We start from the raw sequence: 20372 nt of genomic DNA, 5'->3' as shown, positions 1-20372 counted from the left end.
CCAGGACGCTTTGAGGAGTTCGAGCATGTCCCCCGAGCCGGCTGTCTCCGACTGGTTCGTCAGCAGCTACAGCGGCCCCCGCAACAACAGCTGTGTCGAGGTCCGCTTCACCAACCAGGGCACCGAGGTGCGCGACACCAAGAACCGCGCGGCGGGAACACTCGCCTTCGGAGCCGACCGGTGGAGCGCCTTCCTGCGGGCACTGCGCGGCTGATCACGGGTACGGGGCACCCCGGCCGGGTCCTGCTCGGCCGGTCACTCCCCGAAAACGCCCGCTCGAACACTCACCGGTGCGCTACGGTGCCCCACCGTGGCATCCCAGCGAGAACAACCGGACTCCCCCGGAGCCGAGACCGCCGGAATCACCCCGGCCGTGTTCGACCTCGGCAAGCGACTGCGCCGGAACGCGCTCGCGGGCGGGCTGGTCCTCGGGCCGTTCGGAGCGCTCGTGCTGCTCGGCAGCATCACGGACAACGTGGACGGTCCGACCGCGGCACGCGTGTTCGCCGGGGTGTTCGGCGCCGCGCTGGTCGGCATCGCCGTGCTCATCGCGCTGCTGTGGCCCGTGATCTCCCGCCCGCAGCAGCTGGTGATCGAGCACACCGGCATCCGCTGGCACGACCCGCGCGGCCGACCGTTCACCATCCGGTGGGAAGAGCTGGCCGAGATCGCGGTCCACCGGAAGTGGACCCCTCCGAAGTTCGGCCACTCCTCGGCGCAGGTGCGCGTTGACCTCTTCCCCTCCGGGCACGACTTCCGGCGCCGCCACCCGGAGCTGGAACACCTGCTCCGGAACGGCGAGAACCGGCCGCACTACCGGCTCGCGCTCGGTCCCAACAAGACGGCCGCCACGATCGTCGACGAGGGAATCCAGCGCTTCCAGCCCCGGCTGCACCGGGGCATCCACGAGGAGAACCGCCCCTCCGGCGCGAGGTGAGCCCGGAACGGAGCGCTGTCCGCCCTCGACTCCGGACTCCTCGGGTGGCGGAACCTCCCGCCGGCGCTCGCTCCGGCGGAACCGACACCGAGCAGGAACTACACCACGTCGGTCCTTCCTCGCGAGAGCACGACGCGGGAGAACCCGCGGGCCGGGCCGCGGGAGTGATCGCCCCGGCGCTCACGGCACCGGGAATCCCCCGAACCGCGGCGAGTATCAACCGACTCACCGTTCACGAACGGAGTTCCCCAGCGGTATCGCTCATTTCCCCAGCTCGGCACGCAGGGCGGTCAGCTCCTCCTCTGTGAGCTCGACGTCGAGCTCGCGCAGTCGCCTCCCCAGTTCGTGCCCGGGAACGGGGGTGCGCTCCACCTCCCCGGAAGCGTGCTCCACCACCAGCTCGTCGCCCAACAACTTGCGGGTCGCCTCCCGTTCCGGCCGCATCACAACGGGCTTGCCCACGAACGGCGAGTTCGGGTGAGTCGAGGTGTGGTGGTGGGCCACCTCGTAGTCCACGAAACGGCTGGGAATCGGCTGGAATGCGTGCAGCGACTCCCACTCTTCGCCGTTCCGCTTCTGCAGATGCCAGAACGTACCGTCGTGGTGCATCCGGTGCGGGACACCCGCCTGCTCCACGACCGCCCCGTCGCGCAGCGGCAACGGGTGCGACACCCCCGCACCGAAACCGACGTCGGCCAGGTAGGCCCCCTCGTCGAACCAGACGAGCAGCATCATGTGGGTGTAGGGACCGGGACGCAGTGGCTGCACCCGGGCCATGTGCCGGGAGACGGTGAACCCCAGGCGTTCGAGCACGGCCGCGAACAGCAGGGCGTGCTCGTAGCAGTAGCCGCCCCGGTTGTTCTCCAGCAGTTTGCGCTGGATCACGTCCAAGCCGATACCGGGGTGCCGGCCGAGCACCACGTCGATGTTCTCGAACGGGATGGTGCGCACGTGCGCCTCGTGCAGGGTCCGCAGCGCCGCCACTGAGGGCTCGGGCGGCGCCGACAGGCCGAGCCGGGCGAGGTAGTCGTCCACCGAGACCGCGCCGGTGTTCCACTCATCGGTGGTCTTGTCCTGTGATTCGAGCGTTGCCATGTGACCGAAAGTCACACTTCGAGCGCGGTGGAAGTCAACGAGTTTCACCCTCCGAGGAACTCGGCCCCACCCGGAATAAACGGCGCCGGATGTGACGTGCGCCAGAAGTTGTCGAGCCCGCACGGCGGCCGTGCCACTGTTGTGGGGCAAGCATCCGTTGTTGACCCGTGGACCCGCTTGGCGGGCCGCGAGGAAGAGGATGAGATGACCGAACGGAACACGCGCGGCACCGACGCCGACGGGGTGAACATCGCCACCGGCAGCGCGGACGGTGCCGAGACCTCGGCCCCCTACGGCACGACGGCACCACGCCGCAGGACCCGGATCCACCACCTGCGCGAGTACAAGCGCAGGGGCGAACCGTGGGCCATGCTGACCTCCTACGACACCTACACCGCGCGGATCTTCGACCAGGCCGGCATCCCGGTGCTGCTGGTCGGCGACTCGGCCGCCAACAACGTCTACGGCTACGAGTCCTCGTTGCCGGTCACGGTGGACGAGATGCTGCCGCTGGTCCGTGCCGTGGCGGGCGCCGCCGAGCACTCGCTGGTGGTGGCCGACCTCCCCTTCGGCTCCTACCAGGCCTCGCCCGAACAGGCGCTGCACACGGCCGTGATGTTCATGAAGGCCGGGGCGCACGCGGTCAAGCTCGAAGGCGGGCGCCGCTACGCGGCGCACGTGGAGGCGCTGGTGGCCGCCGGGATACCGGTGATGGGCCACCTCGGGTTCACGCCGCAGAGCGAGCACGGCCTCGGCGGGTACCGGGTGCAGGGCCGTGGGGACCAGGCCGAGACCCTGCTCGCCGACGCACGGGCGGTGCAGGAGGCGGGTGCCTTCGCGGTGGTGCTGGAGATGGTCTCCTCGGGTGCCGCGAAGCGGGTCACCGGCGAGCTGGAGATCCCCACGGTGGGCATCGGCGCCGGGCCGGAGTGCGACGCACAGGTGCTGGTGTGGACCGACATGGCCGGGCTCAACACCGGGCAGACCCCGCGCTTCGTCAAGCGTTACGCCGAGATCGGGAACGAACTGGCCCGGGCGGCGGGCGAGTTCGCCGACGACGTGCGCAGCGGCGCGTTCCCCGCCAAGGAGCACAGCTTCGACTGATTCCGATGAGCGCTCTGCCGGTCCCGGGCGGCGATTCCCCCGAGAGATCGCCGCCAGGGTAGCCGAGTGGTGAAAGCTCCCGCCCGGTCGGGCCGCGCTGCGGGCCGACCGCTCTGGGGGCCACACCGAGGGCCGAGGGTGGCCACCTACGCCGCGCCGGGCGGGGTGCCCGTGCCGAACGGGCTCCCGCCCAGCGCCTCCCGGCCGTGCGGGGCGTGCCACTCCTCCAGGGCGGGCCCGGCGGGCACGATGCCGTTGGGGTTGATGGCCGGATGGGTGCGGTAGTAGTGGTTTTTGATGTGCTCGAAGTTCACCGTCTCGCCGAAACCGGGTGTCTGGAACAGGTCACGGGCGTAGGCCCACAGCACCGGTAGTTCGGCGAGTTTGTGCCGGTTGCACTTGAAGTGCCCGTGGTAGGCGGCGTCGAACCGCACCAGCGTGGTGAACAGCCTGACGTCGGCCTCGGTGATCGTCCCGCCGACGAGGTAGCGCTGGTGTTCGAGCCGCTCGGACAGCAGGCCGAGCCGCCGGAACAGCGCGTCGAAGGCCCGCTCGTAGGCCCGCTGCGAGGTGGCGAAGCCGCAGCGGTAGACCCCGTTGTTGACGTCGCGGTAGACGACCTCGTCGATCTCGTCGATCTCCTCGCGCAGCTCCACGGGGTACAGTTCCGGGGCTCCCGCGCGGTGCAGGGCCCGCCACTCGGTCTCGAAGTCGAGGGTGAGCCGGTGGTAGTCGTTGCTGACCACCGTGCCGGACTCGACATCGAGCAGGGCGGGGACGGTGCAGCGACCGCTGAACTCCGGGTCGGTCGCCAGGTAGGCCTCGGACAGCAGCCGGATGCCGGTGACCGGATCCCGACCACCGGGGTCGAGCGTGAACCGCCAGCCGCGTTCGTCCCGGAGCGGATCGACGACGCCGAGCGTGATCGCCTGCTCCAGCCCCAGCAGCCGACGCACGATCAGCGAGCGGTGCGCCCAGGGGCACGCCAGGCTGACCACCAGGTGGTACCGCCCGGGCAGGGCGGTCCACCCGGAGGAACCGTCGGCGGTCACCCGCTCGGTGAACCGGTTGTGCTGCCGCACCCACTCGCCCGAGGCCGAGGTCTCGGCCGGGAACTCGGCGGCGCTCATGCTCTCCCCGCTCTCGGCCGGTCGAACCGGGGAAACCCGTCCGGGGGCTCGGCACCGTCCCGGCCCTCCTCGGGCCGGGTCCGACGACCGGACAGTCCCGGCACGGGGGCATTGTCGGCCGAAACCGGGGGCGGTGCCAGCCGGAGTGACCGCCCCCGATCGGGATCACACGTCGGTGACGCGAATCCCCGCGTGCGCCTTGTAGCGCCGGTTGATGGCGATGACGTTGGCCGTCAGAGCCTCCACCTGGTGCGCGTTGCGCAGCCTGCCGCCGTAGATGCCGCGCACCCCCGGGATGACGTCGGCCAACGACCTGACCAGATCGGTGGCCTCCCTGTCGTCACCGAGCACCAGCACGTCCAGGTCCACGTGCGAGACGTCGGTGTCGGCCAGCGTCACGGCCGAGACGTGGTGGAACGCAGCGGTGACCCTGGAGTCCGGCAGCAGCGCCTCGGCCTGCTGGGCGGCGCTGCCCTCCTCGACCGGGAGCGCGTAGGGCCCCTTGGCGTCGAAGCCGAGCGGGTTGACGCAGTCGACCACGATCTTACCCGAGAGCTCCGAACGCAGCTCGCGCAGCGTGTCGGCGTGCGCCTCCCAGGGAAGCGCGGCCAGCACCACGTCGGCCTCGGCCGCGCAGTCGACGTTGCTCCTTCCCAGCACCGAACCGCCACTGGTCGTGGCGATCTCCTCGGCCACGTCGGCGGCCCGGTCGGCCGACCTGGATCCGATCAACACCCTCAACCCCGCCTGGGCCCACCGGATCGCCAGTCCCTTGCCCTGCGCACCGGTACCGCCCAGCACACCGACGGTCAGTTCCCGAACGTCAACCACCATGACTCCCATCGACTCCGATCACGTGTCAGCACACCTTATTACCCGCCGGTAACCAAATACCGGGGACCTGGCCCGGCGTGTTCGCGACCGGGAGCCGACCCGGTCGAAACCAGCGCACGAGCGATCCCCGTACGCTCCCGCCGCCGACTCGGACTCCCGAGCCGCCACAGCGCCGGCGGAGTGAGGCTCCGCAGGCCGGTCCCGCCGAAATCCGCCACTCGTGCGAACGGAAGCGGGACTCCGACTCCGCCGTTCCCACTCCCAGTGGACATCCGAGAACCGCGTCCCCGCGAGAACGCGGCTTCCGCACGAGCGGACCGCCGAGGCCGCCGGAGAAGCCGATGATGAAGATGTTCGCCCTGATCGCTTCCGTTCCCGATCCGCGCGGCACACTCACCGCCCCCACGAACCGGACGAGATCGATCCAGGAGGTTGTTCCGAGTACTGGGACAGGGAAAACCGGGACAGGGACCGATGCCGGAACCACGTATCCTCCTCGACCCACCGGAATACCACGGCGCGGGCCATGTCGGGCGTGCCGACACCGGAGGACCGGGCGAGGACGGCCCCGTCCGGTATCACACGGGCTCGCCCGGGACCGTCCGATCCGGCGGGTGACGCACCGGATCAGTCGGAGGGGCGGTCGGCGGACTCGAACAGCACCTCGCGGCGGGTCACGTCCGCCTCGACGAGCCGCACCGGGATCCGCTGCCCCGCCACGAGTTCCGCCCCCCGGCAGCGCGCTATCACCGGTGGCTCGCGCACGAACACCTCGCCCGTGCCCGCCTCCCCGTCGGTGCGCAGCACGGTGGCCGTGAAGACCTCGCCGACGCGGTCGGCGAGCTCCCATGCCTGCACCTGGGCGATGCACGCGCGTTCCACCCGCGAGGCCAGCCGGTCGGAGTTGCCCATCGCCGAGGGGATGTCCACGATCCCCTCCCTGACCCACTCCGGGACGGTCCGCCCGGCGACCACCGCCAGGCAGACCTCCGTGCACAGCCGGTCCACCAGCCGCCGCAACGGAGCCGTGACGTGGGCGTAGGCGGCACCGATACCCGCGTGCCCCACCGCTGAGGGCTTGCCCCACTGGAACGCGGTGTAGCCCGCACCGCGCAGCAGCCGGGTCCCCGCCACGTGCATGGCGAGGGATTCCGGGCGCAGCGGTTCCAGCCCGGTGAGGAAATCGGCCGGGGACTGCTCCGGAGGCCAGTAGACGCCGAGCCGTTCGGCCGAACGGCGCAACCCCCGCACGGCCTCCTCGTCGGGCTCGGGCACGGTGCGCAGCACCCCCACACCGGCCGCGATCATGATCTCGGCGGCGCACATGCCCGTGAGCAGGGATATCTCCGCGTTGAATGCCTCGAGCCACATGCGGGGGCGCAGCCCGAGACGCCAGCCCGAGCTGTCCGAGAACTCCACGCGCTGCTCGGGGAGACCGAGCTCGATCGCTCCCCGGTGCACCGTCTGCTCCCTGCGCAGCAGGCCGACCTCCGGCAGCGGTTCCACGGCCGGATGGGGCGTGCCCGCCTCGAAGGAGCGCAGCAGCCCACGGTAGTCCAGCGCCGCCACGGAACGGACCACGGCACGCCGGACGTCCACCCGGACGGGGGAACCGTACGGATCGAGGTCGACCGTCCAGAGCACGGCCGGTCTGACCTGCTCGGGCAGCAGACTGGCCGCTCCCTCGGACAGCACCGGCGGGTGCAGCGGAATGTTCCCGTCCGGCAGGTAGAGGGTCTGCCCTCGGCGGAACGTCTCACGGTCCAGCGCGCCGCCGGGAGGGACGAAGGCTGCGGTGTCGGCGATCGCGTAGTGCACCCGGAACCCCCCACGGCCACGCCGCCGCAGCAGCACGGCCTGGTCGAGGTCCTTCGCCCCGGCGGGATCGACGGTCACCATGGGCAGATCGGTGGCGTCGGTGCGCTCGGCCGAGGAAAGCGGGGCCGCGACCGCGCGCTCGGCCTCCATCAGGGCATCGGTGGGGAACTCCCCCGGCAGGCCGAACTCCCGACGGATGCCGCCGAAGTCCATCGCGGAGCGAGAAGCGGGGCCTTCGCGGTCCCTCTCCCCTGGGGCTCCGCCCGCCACACGGACAGCAGCGGCGGACTCACTCCCGTGGGAAGTCCGCGCCGCCGTCATCGGAACTCAGCGCTCCTCGGCTCCGGGCCGCCGCTCCCAACGCCGGTCCGCCTCGTCCGCCGCCTCGGTTCGCTGCCGGGCGAGCTCCAGGGCGTGTTCGGCCGTCGCGCGATCAGGGTATGGCCCGAGACGGTTGAGCGAGCGGCACGCCTCGCCTGGAGCCTCGACTCGTCGATGCTTCAAGCAGAAGTACCAGCTGTTCGGGTCCATGGTTCCGAGCCTGGCACGCCGAACGAGGAATGTCACGTGCGCGCGGGCGAGCGCACCGAGGACCACCCGCCCGGCGGACGACTCCGGGGAGAGTCCGGGCGGAACGCGCCGGGGCCCGCCCGGCCACCTCGGGACGAGCGGCTCCTACGAGGCACCACCACCCCGGCGCGGGATGGGATCCAGGCACGGGACGAGCACGTGCTGCTGCTCCGGGTTCTCGATCGTCGCACCGTCACGGGAGCGGTACTCCAACTCACCGGTGTCGCCGACCTCCATGGTGCACCCGACCTCGGCCAACTGTTCCTCGTCCAGATCGACCAGCCGCTCGTACCTGGTGGGCACGACGCGGTAGACCGGCCACCTCAGGTGCCCGAACGCCTGGTGGAACTCGGCGAGCAGATCGCGCATGTGCTGCTGCCACGGCAACGGCATCGACTCGGCGAGGGAGCGCGGCAGTACGGCGTAAGCCTGGTCGACACCGTGGTGCTCCTCGGACAGGTAGTCCGCCAGCGGGGTACTCGAAGCGGGCGGACCGTTCGGCCGTGGGATCGGGTCGGGGGTGAACATGCTCTTCCTCCTGGAGCGTGCGGCGGAGCGGTCTCGGCCACCGTTCGACCGACCTGGACATTCTCGGCGCGGTCACGTCCGGATGCCCGTCTCGTGCGGTGTTCGGGAGGCGGCACCGGAGATCACCTCGCCCGGGAGAGCGTGGGGCGCACCGCCGTCGGCAGCAGCTCCCCGCCGTCCCAGAGCTCGGCGATCTGAACGTCCTCGCCCGGCTGCGGGGCGTGCAACACCTCGCTGTCGCCGAGGTAGAGCGCCACGTGGTGCACCGAGTCGGACTCGCGGTTGGTTCCCCAGAACACCAGGTCACCGGGACGGGCCCGGGACAGCTTCACCTTGGCGCCGCCGCTGTCGTACTGGTCCTGCGAGACCCGGGGGATCTGCACCCCGGCCGCCGCCCACGCCTGCTGCGTCAACCCCGAGCAGTCGAACTCGTCAGGCCCCTCGGCCGCCCACCTGTAGGGATCGCCCAGCTGCCCCTTCGCGTAGTCGATCGCCTCGGCCACCAGCGAACCGGTCTCCGGCAGCTCCTCGCAGCCACCCAGCGCGGCGGCCTCGCCCCGCTCGCTGACCAGATGCGCGGCCATTGCCTCGGCGTCGTGGTAGCGCGAGGGGAACGCCGAGCGCTCCACGGCCTGCGCCGCCGCGCCGGGGCGCATCCGCTTCCAGCCCTCGACCTCCAGCAGCACGTCGTAGAACTTGTTGATCGCGTACTCCAGGTCGGTCACCTGCCGCGGCGTCCCCCAGTTCATCGAGGGACGCATCTGGAACACGCCCAGCGAGTCGGCGTGACCGTAGTCGAGGTTGCGCAGGTTCGACTCCGTCTTGCCCGCCTGGATCGCGATCTGCCAGGCGCGCGGCGGCAGCTCACGCCGCTTTCCTATCCGGATGATCCTGCTGACGACCCTGCGCTGCTCGCGCCCGAGCGCGGCCGCCATGCGCTGACCACGTTGGACGGAACCCTCGGACGTGGCCAGGGCGGTACTGCAACCGGACCAGGTACCACCGCTGCCGCCACCACCGCCCATCCCGGCCAACAGGCCGGTCACCGCACCGACACCGATCAGCCCACCGAAACCGGTGAGCAGCACCAGGACAACCGCGATCTTGCGCATATCAGTCCACCCTGTCGTAACCGGCCACGCGCCAGCCCTGCTCCGTGCGGACCACGTGCACCCGCAACGTGGGCCCGTCGGTGGGCGCCAGTACCCGCATGGAGCTCTCGGTCGAGCTCTCCGCGCTCAACTCCCCGGTCAACTCGGTCGCGGGGACGTTGGCGGGCTCGACGCTCTCCAGCACACCCATGAACTCCGGGGTGGTGTAGGGGCGCAACCGGTCGAGCCACCGCTGCCGCGTCGTGTCCGGCGAGTGGCGACTCCAGTTGGACACCCACGAACGCACCACGTCCATCCCGGCCGGAGTGGGCGGGGCGGACTCGGGCGTGACGGTGGGAACCGAGATCGTGGGCGGTGCGCCGTCGAGTTCGTCCCGCTCGCGGGTGTCCTGCCCGCCTCCGGCGACGGAGTCCCGTTCCTCGGACTCCGGGGCGTAGCCGGTGGACTCCCGGTCCGTGCGAGCGGCGCTGCCGGCCGGGGTGACCTCGGGCAGTAGCAGCCCGACGGTGCTGACCAGCGCGACCAGCAGCACCAGCGCCAGGATCAGGTGTTTGGGGGAGCGCAACGGCCAGCCCCATAACCTGCGGTATACCGCGGCGCGACCGCGATGCGTCCTGATCGGCATCAGAATCGGCCCCCTCGAACAGACACGTCACTCATCGGCGACCTCCAACCCGCGCGAGGGGCGGTAGACCACGTTGACCGGTCTCCCCCGCAGGAACTCGGTGTCGGAACGCCGGTCCGGTCCGGCGGCGTCACGCAACGGGGAGTTGCCCCCGACCCGGGAGGGGACCACGACCGGGTCCTGGTCCCGCTCCTCCCAGCTCCCCTCAGTGACCGGAGCTGTGTCCACGACACGACTGCCCCCCTCGGCGGCGGGCAGCGAACCGGCGGCTCCCCCGGTCGCGCCCGGACGCTGCTGCGCCGCCTCCCGCTCGCCACCACCGGTGGTTCCGCCCGGCCGCGCGGCCGGTATCGCGGCGGGCGAGCCCGCCCGGTCGCCACCGCCGCCCCAACGGCCCGCCGGTCGATCCATCCGCTCGGAGGTCGCCGTCACTGGGGGCTCCTCGGACTCGGGACGAGCCCGTCCGGGACCACCGCCCGCGCCGAGATCGTCGTTGTCGGAGGAACGCACCTGGTCCCAGAAGTCGTCCTGGGCACCGCGCCGCTGCTCGTCCGAGCCGCGTCTGCGCGAGCGGGAGAACCACGAGGGAGTTCCCGGAACCGCCCCGCCGGCCGCGCCGACCGAGAGCTCGACCATCTGCCCCATGCGCCGGATCGGCTTGCCGATCATCAGGAAGATGACCGTCAGCAGCCCGGCCAGCACTATCTGGGTCAGCAGTGCGAAGCCGCTGCCGGAAGCGAAGATCAGGTTGAGCACCACCGTGTGCACCCCGGCCATGGCGGAGATGACCACCACGTTGAGCAACGCCGATCCCGCGATCCGCCCCACACCGCGCAGCACGTCGTGGTGCAGTATCGCGACCAGACCGATGAGCGGTCCCGTGAGGATCAGCACGCGCAGCAGCAACTGGGCCAGCAGGATGGCGGCCTTGGCCAACAGCTGGAAGGTGGTGTAGGCCAGCGCCTGCAACATGCTCAGCATGCCCGCGCCGATGCGGCTGCCGTCCACGCCACGGAAGTAGCCGTAGGCACTGCCCATCTGGTCGGCCACCTCCTCGAACTGCCGCTTCTTCTCCTCGGCCGATCCGTCCGCCTCCCCGGACAGCACCTCGCGCTTGCTCCAGGCCTGCGCGTCGAGCAGCCGCATCCCGAGCTCCTCGGCCTTCTTCGAGTCGGGGGAGCCGAACTCGCCCCGCAGCCAGCCCCGGTAGACGACCTGGTCGTGCAGCAGCGTGGGCAGTCCGTCCCGCTCGTCGACACCGACCTCGCGCAGGAACCCGCCCTGCACCGCCGAAGTGCCGGTGATCACGACGTCGTCCAGGGCCTGGGTGTAGACCAGCGGCGTCAGGTAGGTCGCCGAGGCCAGCCACAGCCCGGCCAGGGCCCAGGTGGTCCGCTTGCCGATGCTGGCGAGGTCACCCCGCCAGATGTAGCGGAACAGCAGCACCGCGAGGACCACCGCCACGACCCCGAACCACGGGGTGAACACGCTGTCGTACAGCGCGACGGTGGCCCTGGCGATCATGTCGTCCAGCGGCTTCATGAGATCGCCGGACAGCAGCGAGTAGTGCAGCGAGTTGGTGATGCCCACCAGGTTCTTGGCGACGTTGAACAGCTGGTTGCCGATCCAGGTGTCGACCATCGCGTTGGGGTTGTTGACCCCCTGCGGTCCACAACCGAGGTCGTAGGTGTGCCAGACCTGACCGGCGTAGCCGTACTCGTCGTAGGCGCTGCCCGTCCGGCCCACACCGATCGGGGCCGGGTCCAGGGCCCCCACCATGCCGGTGCCCGGGCGTCCCGGTGTGGGGGGCTGGGTGCAGTCCAGCGGCTGCGCGTGGACGGGGGCTCCGACCAGCGCCTGCGTCCCCAGCAGCGCGACCACGACCGTCAACGCCCCGCGGCGCCCACCGCGGTGGGCCGGGAGACCGCCGAGCCCGCGACGTGCCCGTCGAACCAGGGCGACCAACGCCACGGCCGCCCCCGAAAGGATCAACAGCAACCACACGATCAGGAAACTCCTCGTGCTCGGTCCCCGCCCCGGTAACCGTTACTGCCGCCGGGATCCTCGCCGGAATCGGTCGGCTGATCGTCACGCCCCACCCCAGCGGCGGTGAGCTCCCACTCGGTGAAGTCCTCCAGCAGCTCCTCGTCCTCCTCCGGGACCGGCTCCTCCTCGGTGTCGGCGCCACCGATCTCGGCTATGGAGTCGGAGTTCGGCGTCAGCGACTCGTTGCCACCCGCCGAGTCCTCGTCGGAGTCCTCGACGACCGGCGTGGTGTCCAACGAGTCCCGCAGGTGCTGCAGGTGGGGACCGCTGAAGTCGATCCTGATGCGCTCGACCCCGCCGTCACCGTCACCGAAGATGAACTGCCTGGGCGAGCGATCCCGCTCGGTGCTGTTGCGGGCCGGACCGGGACGGCGCCCCAGCGCGGAGACGACCTGCTCGTAACCCGCGTCGACCGGCACCTTCAACAGCCGCAGCGCGTCGGACTGGGCCTGCTCGTCATCGAGCCTGCCGATGAACACCGAGTCCAACAGCGAGACGAACCCCTGGATACGCAGGAAGTCGGCGGGTATCTGGCTGGAGAGCAGCACCCGAACGTTCCACTTCCGGGAGTCACGCGCGAAGCGGTTCATCAGCACGCGGCCGGTGGGCACCTCGGACAGGAAGAAGGCCTCGTCGATCCAGACCCCCTTGCGTTCCTCCTTCGGGCGCTCGTAGACGGTGCGCTGGGTCAGCCACGCCGCCAGGTTGAGCAGCTGCACACCCAGCGCCTCGCTGTCGGTCCAGTGCTCCCGTCCGACGCCGTCCTTGGGGAGGGTGAGCCCGGCCATGGTGAGCACGGTCAGCCGGTCCTCCCTGCGCTGGGAGTAGGGGTCGGCGTCGGCTTCCGGGATCAGCAGCGACATCCGCTCCCGTACCTCGTCGAGGAAGTCCGCGACAACCACGGCGTGTTCGTGGTGCTCACTGGCGTCCCTGCGCAGCGCCTCGAACACCATGCCGGGATGGGCGTCGGGCCTTCCGCCCACCGCCCGGACGGCGCGCAGCAGCACGATCCGGGTCTGGGGCATGCGGGCGACGTCGTAGGGCAGCAGGCCGGTGAGCACGTCGAGCACCAGGCGGCGCCGGGTGGCGGCGGCCAGCGCGCGTTCCCGCCGCCAGCTGCGCTCCGGGTCCTCCTCGTCGACGAAGTGCTCCAGCTCCGGCTCGGCCACCACCCGGTACGGGTTGAGGATGCCCGGCTGGGCGTTGAGCAGGTTGATCGGCCGGGCGTAGGGCCGCAGTTCCGGCAACTCGCACAGCTCGGCCAACGGCCCGGAAGGATCCAGCAGGGTCCAGTAGGCACCGGCACGCAACGTCTTGTACACCAGACCGCCGCCGAGGAAGGACTTGCCACCGCCGAGACCGGCGACCATGGCGGTCAGCCCGGAGGCGTCGCGCACCTCCTGGGCCATCCACGGGTCCCAGGCCACCGGACGCCGGGTGGCGGTGCAGGTCTCGCCCAGCAGCACGCCCCTGCGGTCGCCGACCTCGGCGGTGGCCTGCGGCACCGAGGAGGCCGCCCACACCACCGAGCCGCGGCGCATGTAGGCCCCGGAGGCGAGGGGTTCACCGGGGATGAACTCCCGCGCCATGGCGTACTGGGCCTCGGGGTGTTCGATGGCCACCTTGGGTTTGTAGAGGTCGAGCAGCTGCTGGGCGAGTCGCAGCGCGTCGCGTTCGGTGGGCCCGGACACCGACATGCGCCACCAGGAGCGGACCCGGGTGGCCAGGGCGGTGAACCCGGAGGTCATCTCGTCGTCGATCTCCAGCACCCTGCCCGCCTGCCTGGCCAGCGAGGTGGGGGGCTCCAGACCGTGTTCCTCGGTGTAGTGCCGGACCTGGGAACGCACCTTGTTCATCTGGCGCTGCAGTTCGCCCCCCACGTCCTCGGGGCGGCGGACGTAGATGCGCGCCGACCACTCGACCGGCGCGGGCAACCGGTCGGAGTGCTGCAACCAGGGATCGTCCACTTCGGGGATCTGCAGCCCGTGCGTCTGGCCGAGGGTCAGCACGGCCACCTGCCTGCTCACCCCCGCGTTGGAGCCGGTGCGTCCCCGGACGGTGACGGTGGGGGCGTAGGGTTCCTGGTGCATGTCGGCCGCGTCGGTGAAGGAGGCCAGGTCCTCCGGTTGCCACTCGCCGCCCGGGGTGGCGGGCAGGTTGCGGGGAGCGGGCAGCCCGAGCGAGCACGAGCGGTGCATCAGCCAGGAGATCTCCTCGGCCGTGACGGGCCTGCCGTCCAGCCCGGCCGAGCCGATCACCTGGTCGAGGTGCTCGATCTCACTGTCCAACGCGACCAGTTCCGCGTCCACGGCCTCCGGGAAGACCCGGCGCAGCAGCGGCGCGGCCCGCTCGACCGCGCGGTCCACCACGTTGCGGGTCTGGACCTGCACCCCGAGATAGACCTCCTTCTCCGCCATCGACCGCCCCATGAGCTGCTGTTGCTCACCGACCATGTAGTCGTCGAAGCTCAACGCACCCGGCACATCGGGCGGCGGGTTGTGCGCGTTACGCACATGCGCTTCCGCCCACATCCGGATCGGATAGGGACGATTGGTCACGCGCAGATGCAGCCAACGTCCCTGCAGTTCGGCGTACTGCCCGGCGATGGCGGCGATGAGGTCCTGCCGCTGGGAGTCGGAGCGAAACGACCAGCGCTGCGGGGACAGCCGATACCAGGCGAAGACGTCCTGGCCGGTGCGCAGCAGGTGCCCGTCGATGGAGCGCGCGGCTATCGACGGCGTGTAGCTGGGCAGGGACTGCTCACCGGAGAGCTTGCGGTCCCCGCGCTTACCGGTCCGTGCGGTCTTCGACGCCTTCCGCGGCGCGGCACGATACTGCTGCCCCGAGGCCCGCCTGGAATCGTGCTCACGACCTCGCCCGCGACCGAACACCGCGAACCTCCTTGCTACGCACACGTCTGTTGAGGGTTCTGGCCCGTCCGGCGGCACCGGACCGCGCGGAATCGCGCGGCTTCCGGTCCTCCTGACCGGACCCGGGCCCCTCATTCTGTCTGGTGGGGCCGGTGGGATCGGATCGTGAGGCGCCGCTCGCCGTGCCGGACCGCTTCGTACGTTGGGGGGGCTCGGACCGCTTGGACCGTTTGGGCCGGGCGGCGGGACGTGGGCGCCGCGCGCTGACCCGGACGGCGGCGGCACTCGCGGCGCCTCCCCTGCCCTTGGAACTTCCCCGGGGGGCGGTGAGCTCGCGCAGCCACATCACCAGTACGGCGCTCAGCGGGCGCTCGTGGCTGATCCGGGAACAGATCAGCCGGGTCAGGGCGATCGTGATGACCATCGCCCACGCCGTGGAGAAGAAGCCGAAACCGATGTTCATCCGACGTTCCGCGGCGAGCACCAGCAGAAAGATCAGGATACCCACGCCCCAGGCGACGTAGCGCGCCCGCCACGGGAAGGTCGCCTTCGGCGGACCCAGCCAGACCGCGTCCACCCGGTAGATCTCGTCGTCGGTACGTACCCGCATATCCTTGCCACCTGCCCCGTCGAGCCGACTGGTCGACCGCTCACCCGCTGCTGGTACTGAACAGGCCGGCTATGAAGGTCCCGATGTCCACACCGGTCCCGCTGACGGCGAGACCGATTATCGCCAGCGCGACGAAGACGCCTCCGACGCGACGCATCACGCCCGCGTTGTCGCCCTTGCCGCCTCCCAGCCACAGCAGCAGCAGTGCCACGGTCAGCAGCAACAGCGGGAGCAGGTTGTCCAGAATCCAGCCCCGGATACCATCGGTGTTCAGATCGGTCTGCGCGAGCACCGCGACCGGGGGCCGCGTCGCGTCGAGCGCGGCGATCTGGTCGAGAGCTAGTAGTGGCACGGCGGTCATTGTTACCTCTGTGTACGAGCGGTCGTCGGCTTTCCTCGACAAACCGGGGGGTGCCCGGCACGCGGTATCGAGTAGAACATGACACGCGTCCCCGAAGTAGTGGTAGCGCCCACCGGGTGTGGCGCCGAACGTGTCACTCTTACAGCATGCCCGCCGGGGTTGAAAACCACGCGTACGGCGCAGCCCCCCGTTCCGGAGGACGGGAAGGGGGCACATCCGCGCCCAACCCGTCCCGTGTTCCGTCCCGTGTGGAAGGTTCGACAGCGGCCAACCGAGGACCATCCTTTCGCGACTGGTCGAACCCCGGCAGCGGCGCCGGTGATCGTCGGTATCCACGACGATGATGCCTGATCTCACATCACACTCCAGTGAAACCAGCGTTGATCATCCTCGCACGGGCCGCGCCCCCGTCTCGGAACCGGCGGGGACGGGAACGGGAGCGCGGCGGACACCGACGCGGGTGACGGGCTCAGCGGACCCCCGAGTTGCCGACGAGCAGGAAGCCGCGCATCGCGAAACGCGGGTCACCGAGCAGTTCCGTGGCACGCCGCAAGTCGTCGGGATCCACCCGGCCTTCAGCGAACATGCGATCCCTCAACTGGGTGAAGTTCGCCCGGATCAGCTCGCAGCCCGGCGAACCACCGCGCCACACCTCGGCCGTTCCCACGGAGCTGACATCGCGCAGCCCGAGGCGGCACAGCTCGCCGTAGAGGTGTCGCCCCCAGTGTATGTCGGCCCCGGCGGCCGACATGGCATCCAAATAGGACCACAACACCCTGTCGAAGAGCTCCCCCTCGGCCACACTGGGGGCACACACCGTTCCCGCACCTTCGACGTCGAAGTCCTCCATGAGCAGGACTCCGCCGGGTTTGAGCGCCCGCACCAGTGGTTCCAGCAGCTCCCGTCGCCGCTGGAGCAGGATCAGCAGCAGCCGGCCGTGCACGAGGTCGTAGCCACCTCCGGACAGGGCGTCGACCGTGATGTCGTGCTCGAGGACGCGCAGGTTCGAACCGGCCACGTGTCGCAGCCCGCGCAGATCGACGTCGGTGGCGACCACCTCGCCGCTTCGTCCGACCCGACGGGCCAGCCAGCTCGCCAGCGAACCGCTACCCGCCCCGACGTCGAGGCACCGCCAGCCCGGCCCCACGCCGGAGTCGAGCAGCCGTTGGATGCTGATCCGGTCGAAGGCTCTGTCCAGCGCACCGAGGTGGATCTCGGTGAGCCGGTCGTCAGAGGCGAAAATGTACTCTCCCAAGGTCACAACCTCCCCGTTTTCCCGGCGAGGTTAGATCGCGTGAGGTCGTGTGATCGTTATGCGACGGGGGTTGTCGCACCATCGGCCGACGGGGCGGGGCAGCTCACCGGAAGGTTGGAGGGGACGAGCCGACCTGTAAGCCGGATCCTGTACGTGGCGGGATTTCGACACCCCGCCACGTGGCGACCATCCATCTAGGCCTGCCGTCACCGACAGGCTCCAGCGGTCTACCCGCAAGTCTCGGACGGGCCGCCCTCGAACACTTGCGCAGGCACCGAATCGGTGCCCTCTTGACCTTGCTCCGGGTGGGGTTTACCTAGCCGCCCCCGTCACCGGGGACGCTGGTGGTCTCTTACACCACCCTTTCACCCTTACCCGGCCGAACGGTACGGCCGGGCGGTTTGCTTTCTGTGGCACTTTCCCGAGGGTCACCCCTGGTTGCCGTTAGCAACCACCCTGCCCTGTGGAGTCCGGACTTTCCTCGGCGGGGCCGAACCCCGACGCGGCCGCCCGGTCGACTCGTCCTCTCTTCAGTCTACCGAGGTTTCCCGGTCGGAGCGCCAACCGGGGCGGCGCCTCCCACCACGGAGCGGACGCCGCCCCGGCACCCGACCGGAGGACCTCGTCAGCCCGTCGGCGCCATGGTGGCGCGGTCCATGTCCTCCAGCGTCCGCCCCTTGGTCTCGGGCACCCACTTGAGCACGAACCACACCGACACTGCCGCGAACACGGTGTAGCCGAGGTAGGTCATCGACAGACTGATCTCGGACAGCGGCGGGAACGTGGCGGTGATGAGGAAATTCGCCAGCCACTGGGCCGCGGCGGCCACCGCCAGGGCCGGGGCGCGGAATCGGTTCGGGAACATCTCGCCCAGCAGCACCCACACGACCGGACCCCACGAGATGGCGAAGAAGAACACGAAGACGTGCGCGGCTACCAGCGCCATGGGGCCGTACGGGTTGGCCAGGTTCGGTTCGCCGTCCACGGTGTTCGCGTGGCTGAACGCGTACGTGGCCAACCCCAGCATGATGGTCATGCCCACGGAGCCGGTCAGCAGCAGCGGGCGTCGTCCGACCCTGTCCAGCAGCAGCAGGGCTATGACGGTGCCCAGGATGTTGAAGAACTGCGTGGACAGGCTCAGCAGCAACGAGCTCGACTCGTCGATCCCGACCGACTGCCACAGCGCCGACGAGTAGTAGAAGATGACGTTGATCCCGCCGAACTGCTGTAACGCCGACAGGACGATGCCGATCCAGACGATCGGGAACAGGCCGGTTCCCACCCTGCGGAGGTCGCGCACGCGGGGCCGGTGGTCGTTGGCCACGGACTCCCGGATCTCGTCGAGCCGCTCGTCGAGCTCACCCTCCTCGGTGGTGCTCAGAACCTGGTGGGCCCGGCTCAGCTGGCCGCGCATGACCAGGTAGCGCGGCGACTCGGGGATCGTGAAGGCCAGCACGCCGTAGAGGACGGCGGGAACGGCTTCCACAGCCAGCATCCACTGCCACGCGTCGAGCCCCAGCAGCGGGTCGGCGGCACCTCCCGCCATGCCAGCGATGCCCCAGTTGACGACCTGGGAGATCGCGATTCCCAGCACGATGGCCAGCTGTTGCAGCGTGCCGAGCCTTCCCCGGTTCCTGGCCGGAGCGATCTCGGCGATGTAGGCGGGCGCGATCACCGAGGCCATGCCGACCGCGACACCACCGAGGAGCCGCCAGAGGGTGAAGTCCCAGACGGTGAACGGCAGCGCCGACCCGATCGCGCTCAGCAGGAACAGCACGGCGGCCGTGCGCATCGTCACCAGCCGGCCGTACCGGTCGGCGAGCGTTCCGGCGTACCAGGCCCCGACCGCCGATCCGATCAGGGCCATCGCGACGGCCAACCCGGTCACGACGGCACCGACTCCGAAGGTCTCGCGGATCGCGGTGACACCCCCGTTGATCACGGCGGTGTCGTACCCGAAGAGGAAACCGCCGAGCGCCGCGACCGAGGCGAAGTGCGCCGTTCGCAGCGGACGGGCGTGAGATCCGGCACCCGAGGTGCCGGTGTTGGAATGGAAGGACATCTATGCTCCATTGCATTAATGGGGAAGTGTGACCCAGCAATGGTTGGTAAGGATCATATCCTTACTAACGTGTGTCAAGACAGCGACTGAACGAAGTTTCATGTTTCGTGTCGGTTACTCGAAGTAGCGACACTGGCGCCCGACACCGGTTGTGCGGGGGCCGCGCAAGGAGGTTTTCGCAGCATGGCCGACCCCCGGACGGTCCGGCAGATGAACCGACAGCACATGCTCGAGCTGTTCAGCGACGGCCAAGCGCGCTCACGCGCGGCGGTGGCCCGCACGACCGGCCTGACCAAACCCTCGGTCTCGTCGATCATCGACTCCCTGCTGGAGGAAGGGCTGCTGGTCCCCGCCGGAGTCGGCGAGGCAGGCATCATAGGCGGCCGCCGACCGAACCTCGTGGTCTTCAACCCGGACGCGCGTGCCCACGTGGGAGTGCATCTGGGAGTGCGTCGCAGTTCGGTGGCGGTCGCGGACGCCCTCGGCAGGACGCTGGCCACGGAGTCCGTGCCCAGCTCGGTCGGGGACCCCGCCTCCGGCGTGCGACAGCTGGGACCGCTGGTCGAGCGAGCGGCGGAACGAGCGGGCGTTCCCACCGAGCGCATCGCCTCCGTCGGGGTCTCGGTGTCCGGGCTGGTCGATCACCGCAGCGGGCGCTGCCTGCTCGCCCCCAACCTGGACTGGCACGACGTGCCGATCCGGGAATGGATCGAGGAGCTGTTCGACGTCCCCGCGGTGATCTACAACGAGGCCCACGCGGGCGCGTTGGCGGAACAGCGCTTCGGCTGGGGCGAGGACGTGAACAACTTCGTCCGGGTCATGGTCAGCATGGGGATCGGCGCCGGTGTCGTGCTCGACTCCCGACTGTTCGCGGGAGCCGCGGGGATCGGTGGCGAGATCGGCCACTGCCGCGTCGAGGACGACGGCAGGCCGTGCGCCTGCGGCAACGCGGGGTGCCTGGAGAGCGTGGCCTCCCAGCCCGCCATCCTGCAGTCGGTCCGTGAGGCCGCCGAGACCGGCACCCCGACGGAGCTCGCTCCCGACTGCGACATCGACGAGGTGCTGACGGCGGCCGAGGACGGCGATGCCGGAGCGGAGGCGGCGGTGCGCCGGGCCGGGACCGGTCTGGGAAGGGGGATCGCCTACCTGCTCAACGTGCTGAACCCGGACCTGGTCGTGCTCGGCGGCACGGTGGCGGCCGCCGGGCAGGTGCTGCGGCACCCGATGGAGGAGGCGGTGCGGTACTCCTCGCTGCCGCACTCCGCCTGCCGCCTGGTGACGAGCTCGCTGAGCAACGCCGAGCTCGACGGTGCCGTGTTGCTGGCACGCGAACAGGTCGCTCCCTGAGGACGACGGGGAGCACCGCGGGATGCGGTGGGGTTCGGCGCTCGCCAATCGCCGCGCCCCACCACGCC

The 20372-nt window shown here is 70.3% G+C and carries 16 protein-coding genes, 1 other RNA gene and 1 pseudogene; 4 read left to right on the top strand and 14 right to left on the bottom strand.

What is annotated here, in order from left to right:
- Positions 1-25 precede the first annotated feature (25 nt).
- Positions 26-214 carry a DUF397 domain-containing protein gene (locus BLQ75_RS11745; protein WP_092601533.1) on the top strand — a complete coding sequence of 63 codons (189 nt, stop codon included), beginning with the start codon at positions 26-28 and terminating at the stop codon, positions 212-214.
- Between the two features lie 96 nt (positions 215-310).
- Positions 311-937, top strand: a complete 627-nt coding sequence (locus tag BLQ75_RS11740; protein ID WP_092601531.1) for a hypothetical protein — start codon at positions 311-313, stop codon at positions 935-937.
- Between the two features lie 261 nt (positions 938-1198).
- Here the strand turns inward: BLQ75_RS11740 and BLQ75_RS11735 are convergent, their stop codons facing one another.
- Positions 1199-2032: an arylamine N-acetyltransferase family protein gene (locus BLQ75_RS11735; RefSeq protein WP_092601528.1), complete on the bottom strand. Its 834-nt coding sequence runs from the start codon at positions 2030-2032 to the stop codon at positions 1199-1201.
- Positions 2033-2236: 204 nt separating this feature from the next.
- Between BLQ75_RS11735 and panB the strand changes: the two genes are divergently transcribed.
- Positions 2237-3136, top strand: a complete 900-nt coding sequence (panB, locus tag BLQ75_RS11730) for a 3-methyl-2-oxobutanoate hydroxymethyltransferase (RefSeq protein ID WP_092601526.1) — start codon at positions 2237-2239, stop codon at positions 3134-3136.
- Positions 3137-3282: 146 nt separating this feature from the next.
- Here the strand turns inward: panB and BLQ75_RS11725 are convergent, their stop codons facing one another.
- The 13 genes and pseudogenes from BLQ75_RS11725 to BLQ75_RS11660 all read right to left on the bottom strand — a co-directional run bounded on the left by BLQ75_RS11725 (position 3283) and on the right by BLQ75_RS11660 (position 18957).
- Positions 3283-4266, bottom strand: a complete 984-nt coding sequence (locus BLQ75_RS11725) for a glutathione S-transferase family protein (RefSeq protein WP_092601524.1) — start codon at positions 4264-4266, stop codon at positions 3283-3285.
- Between the two features lie 165 nt (positions 4267-4431).
- Positions 4432-5097 (bottom strand): NADPH-dependent F420 reductase, encoded by a 666-nt coding sequence (npdG, locus tag BLQ75_RS11720; RefSeq protein ID WP_092601618.1) that lies wholly within the window; start codon positions 5095-5097, stop codon positions 4432-4434.
- Positions 5098-5727: 630 nt separating this feature from the next.
- Complete coding sequence (locus tag BLQ75_RS11715) at positions 5728-7239, bottom strand: RNB domain-containing ribonuclease (RefSeq protein WP_211481320.1); 1512 nt, start codon at positions 7237-7239, stop codon at positions 5728-5730.
- Positions 7240-7593: 354 nt separating this feature from the next.
- Positions 7594-8016: a hypothetical protein gene (locus BLQ75_RS11705; protein ID WP_092601520.1), complete on the bottom strand. Its 423-nt coding sequence runs from the start codon at positions 8014-8016 to the stop codon at positions 7594-7596.
- Between the two features lie 122 nt (positions 8017-8138).
- Positions 8139-9128 carry a C40 family peptidase gene (locus BLQ75_RS11700; protein ID WP_092601518.1) on the bottom strand — a complete coding sequence of 330 codons (990 nt, stop codon included), beginning with the start codon at positions 9126-9128 and terminating at the stop codon, positions 8139-8141.
- 1 nt (position 9129) lies between these two features.
- Positions 9130-9753, bottom strand: coding sequence for a hypothetical protein (locus BLQ75_RS11695; RefSeq protein ID WP_092601516.1), 624 nt, complete (start codon positions 9751-9753; stop codon positions 9130-9132).
- A gap of 27 nt (positions 9754-9780) precedes the next feature.
- Positions 9781-11757, bottom strand: coding sequence for a hypothetical protein (locus BLQ75_RS11690; RefSeq protein WP_244515459.1), 1977 nt, complete (start codon positions 11755-11757; stop codon positions 9781-9783).
- Between the two features lie 2 nt (positions 11758-11759).
- On the bottom strand, positions 11760-14690 hold the full coding sequence (locus tag BLQ75_RS11685; RefSeq protein ID WP_092601514.1) for an ATP-binding protein: 2931 nt from the start codon (positions 14688-14690) through the stop codon (positions 11760-11762).
- 213 nt (positions 14691-14903) lie between these two features.
- Positions 14904-15279 (bottom strand): annotated as a pseudogene (locus BLQ75_RS24705) (hypothetical protein); the annotation flags it as partial.
- 40 nt (positions 15280-15319) lie between these two features.
- Positions 15320-15640: a hypothetical protein gene (locus tag BLQ75_RS11675; protein ID WP_211481319.1), complete on the bottom strand. Its 321-nt coding sequence runs from the start codon at positions 15638-15640 to the stop codon at positions 15320-15322.
- A 469-nt stretch (positions 15641-16109) separates the two neighbouring features.
- A complete protein-coding gene (locus tag BLQ75_RS11670) occupies positions 16110-16895 on the bottom strand; it encodes a class I SAM-dependent methyltransferase (RefSeq protein ID WP_170837442.1) in 786 nt (261 codons plus the stop codon).
- A gap of 120 nt (positions 16896-17015) precedes the next feature.
- An RNA gene (gene rnpB / locus BLQ75_RS11665) (RNase P RNA component class A) lies at positions 17016-17417 on the bottom strand.
- Between the two features lie 103 nt (positions 17418-17520).
- Positions 17521-18957 (bottom strand): sugar porter family MFS transporter, encoded by a 1437-nt coding sequence (locus tag BLQ75_RS11660; protein ID WP_092601508.1) that lies wholly within the window; start codon positions 18955-18957, stop codon positions 17521-17523.
- Positions 18958-19140: 183 nt separating this feature from the next.
- Here BLQ75_RS11660 and BLQ75_RS11655 point away from each other — a divergent pair, with 183 nt between their 5' ends.
- On the top strand, positions 19141-20304 hold the full coding sequence (locus BLQ75_RS11655) for an ROK family protein (RefSeq protein WP_092601506.1): 1164 nt from the start codon (positions 19141-19143) through the stop codon (positions 20302-20304).
- The last annotated feature ends 68 nt before the right edge of the window (positions 20305-20372 follow it).

Origin of the sequence: Actinopolyspora xinjiangensis (genome assembly GCF_900104475.1) — a bacterium.
Lineage (GTDB): Bacteria > Actinomycetota > Actinomycetes > Mycobacteriales > Pseudonocardiaceae > Actinopolyspora > Actinopolyspora xinjiangensis.
The sequence above is the reverse complement of the archived record's forward strand: the minus strand, read 5'-3'. Positions and strand labels throughout refer to the sequence as shown.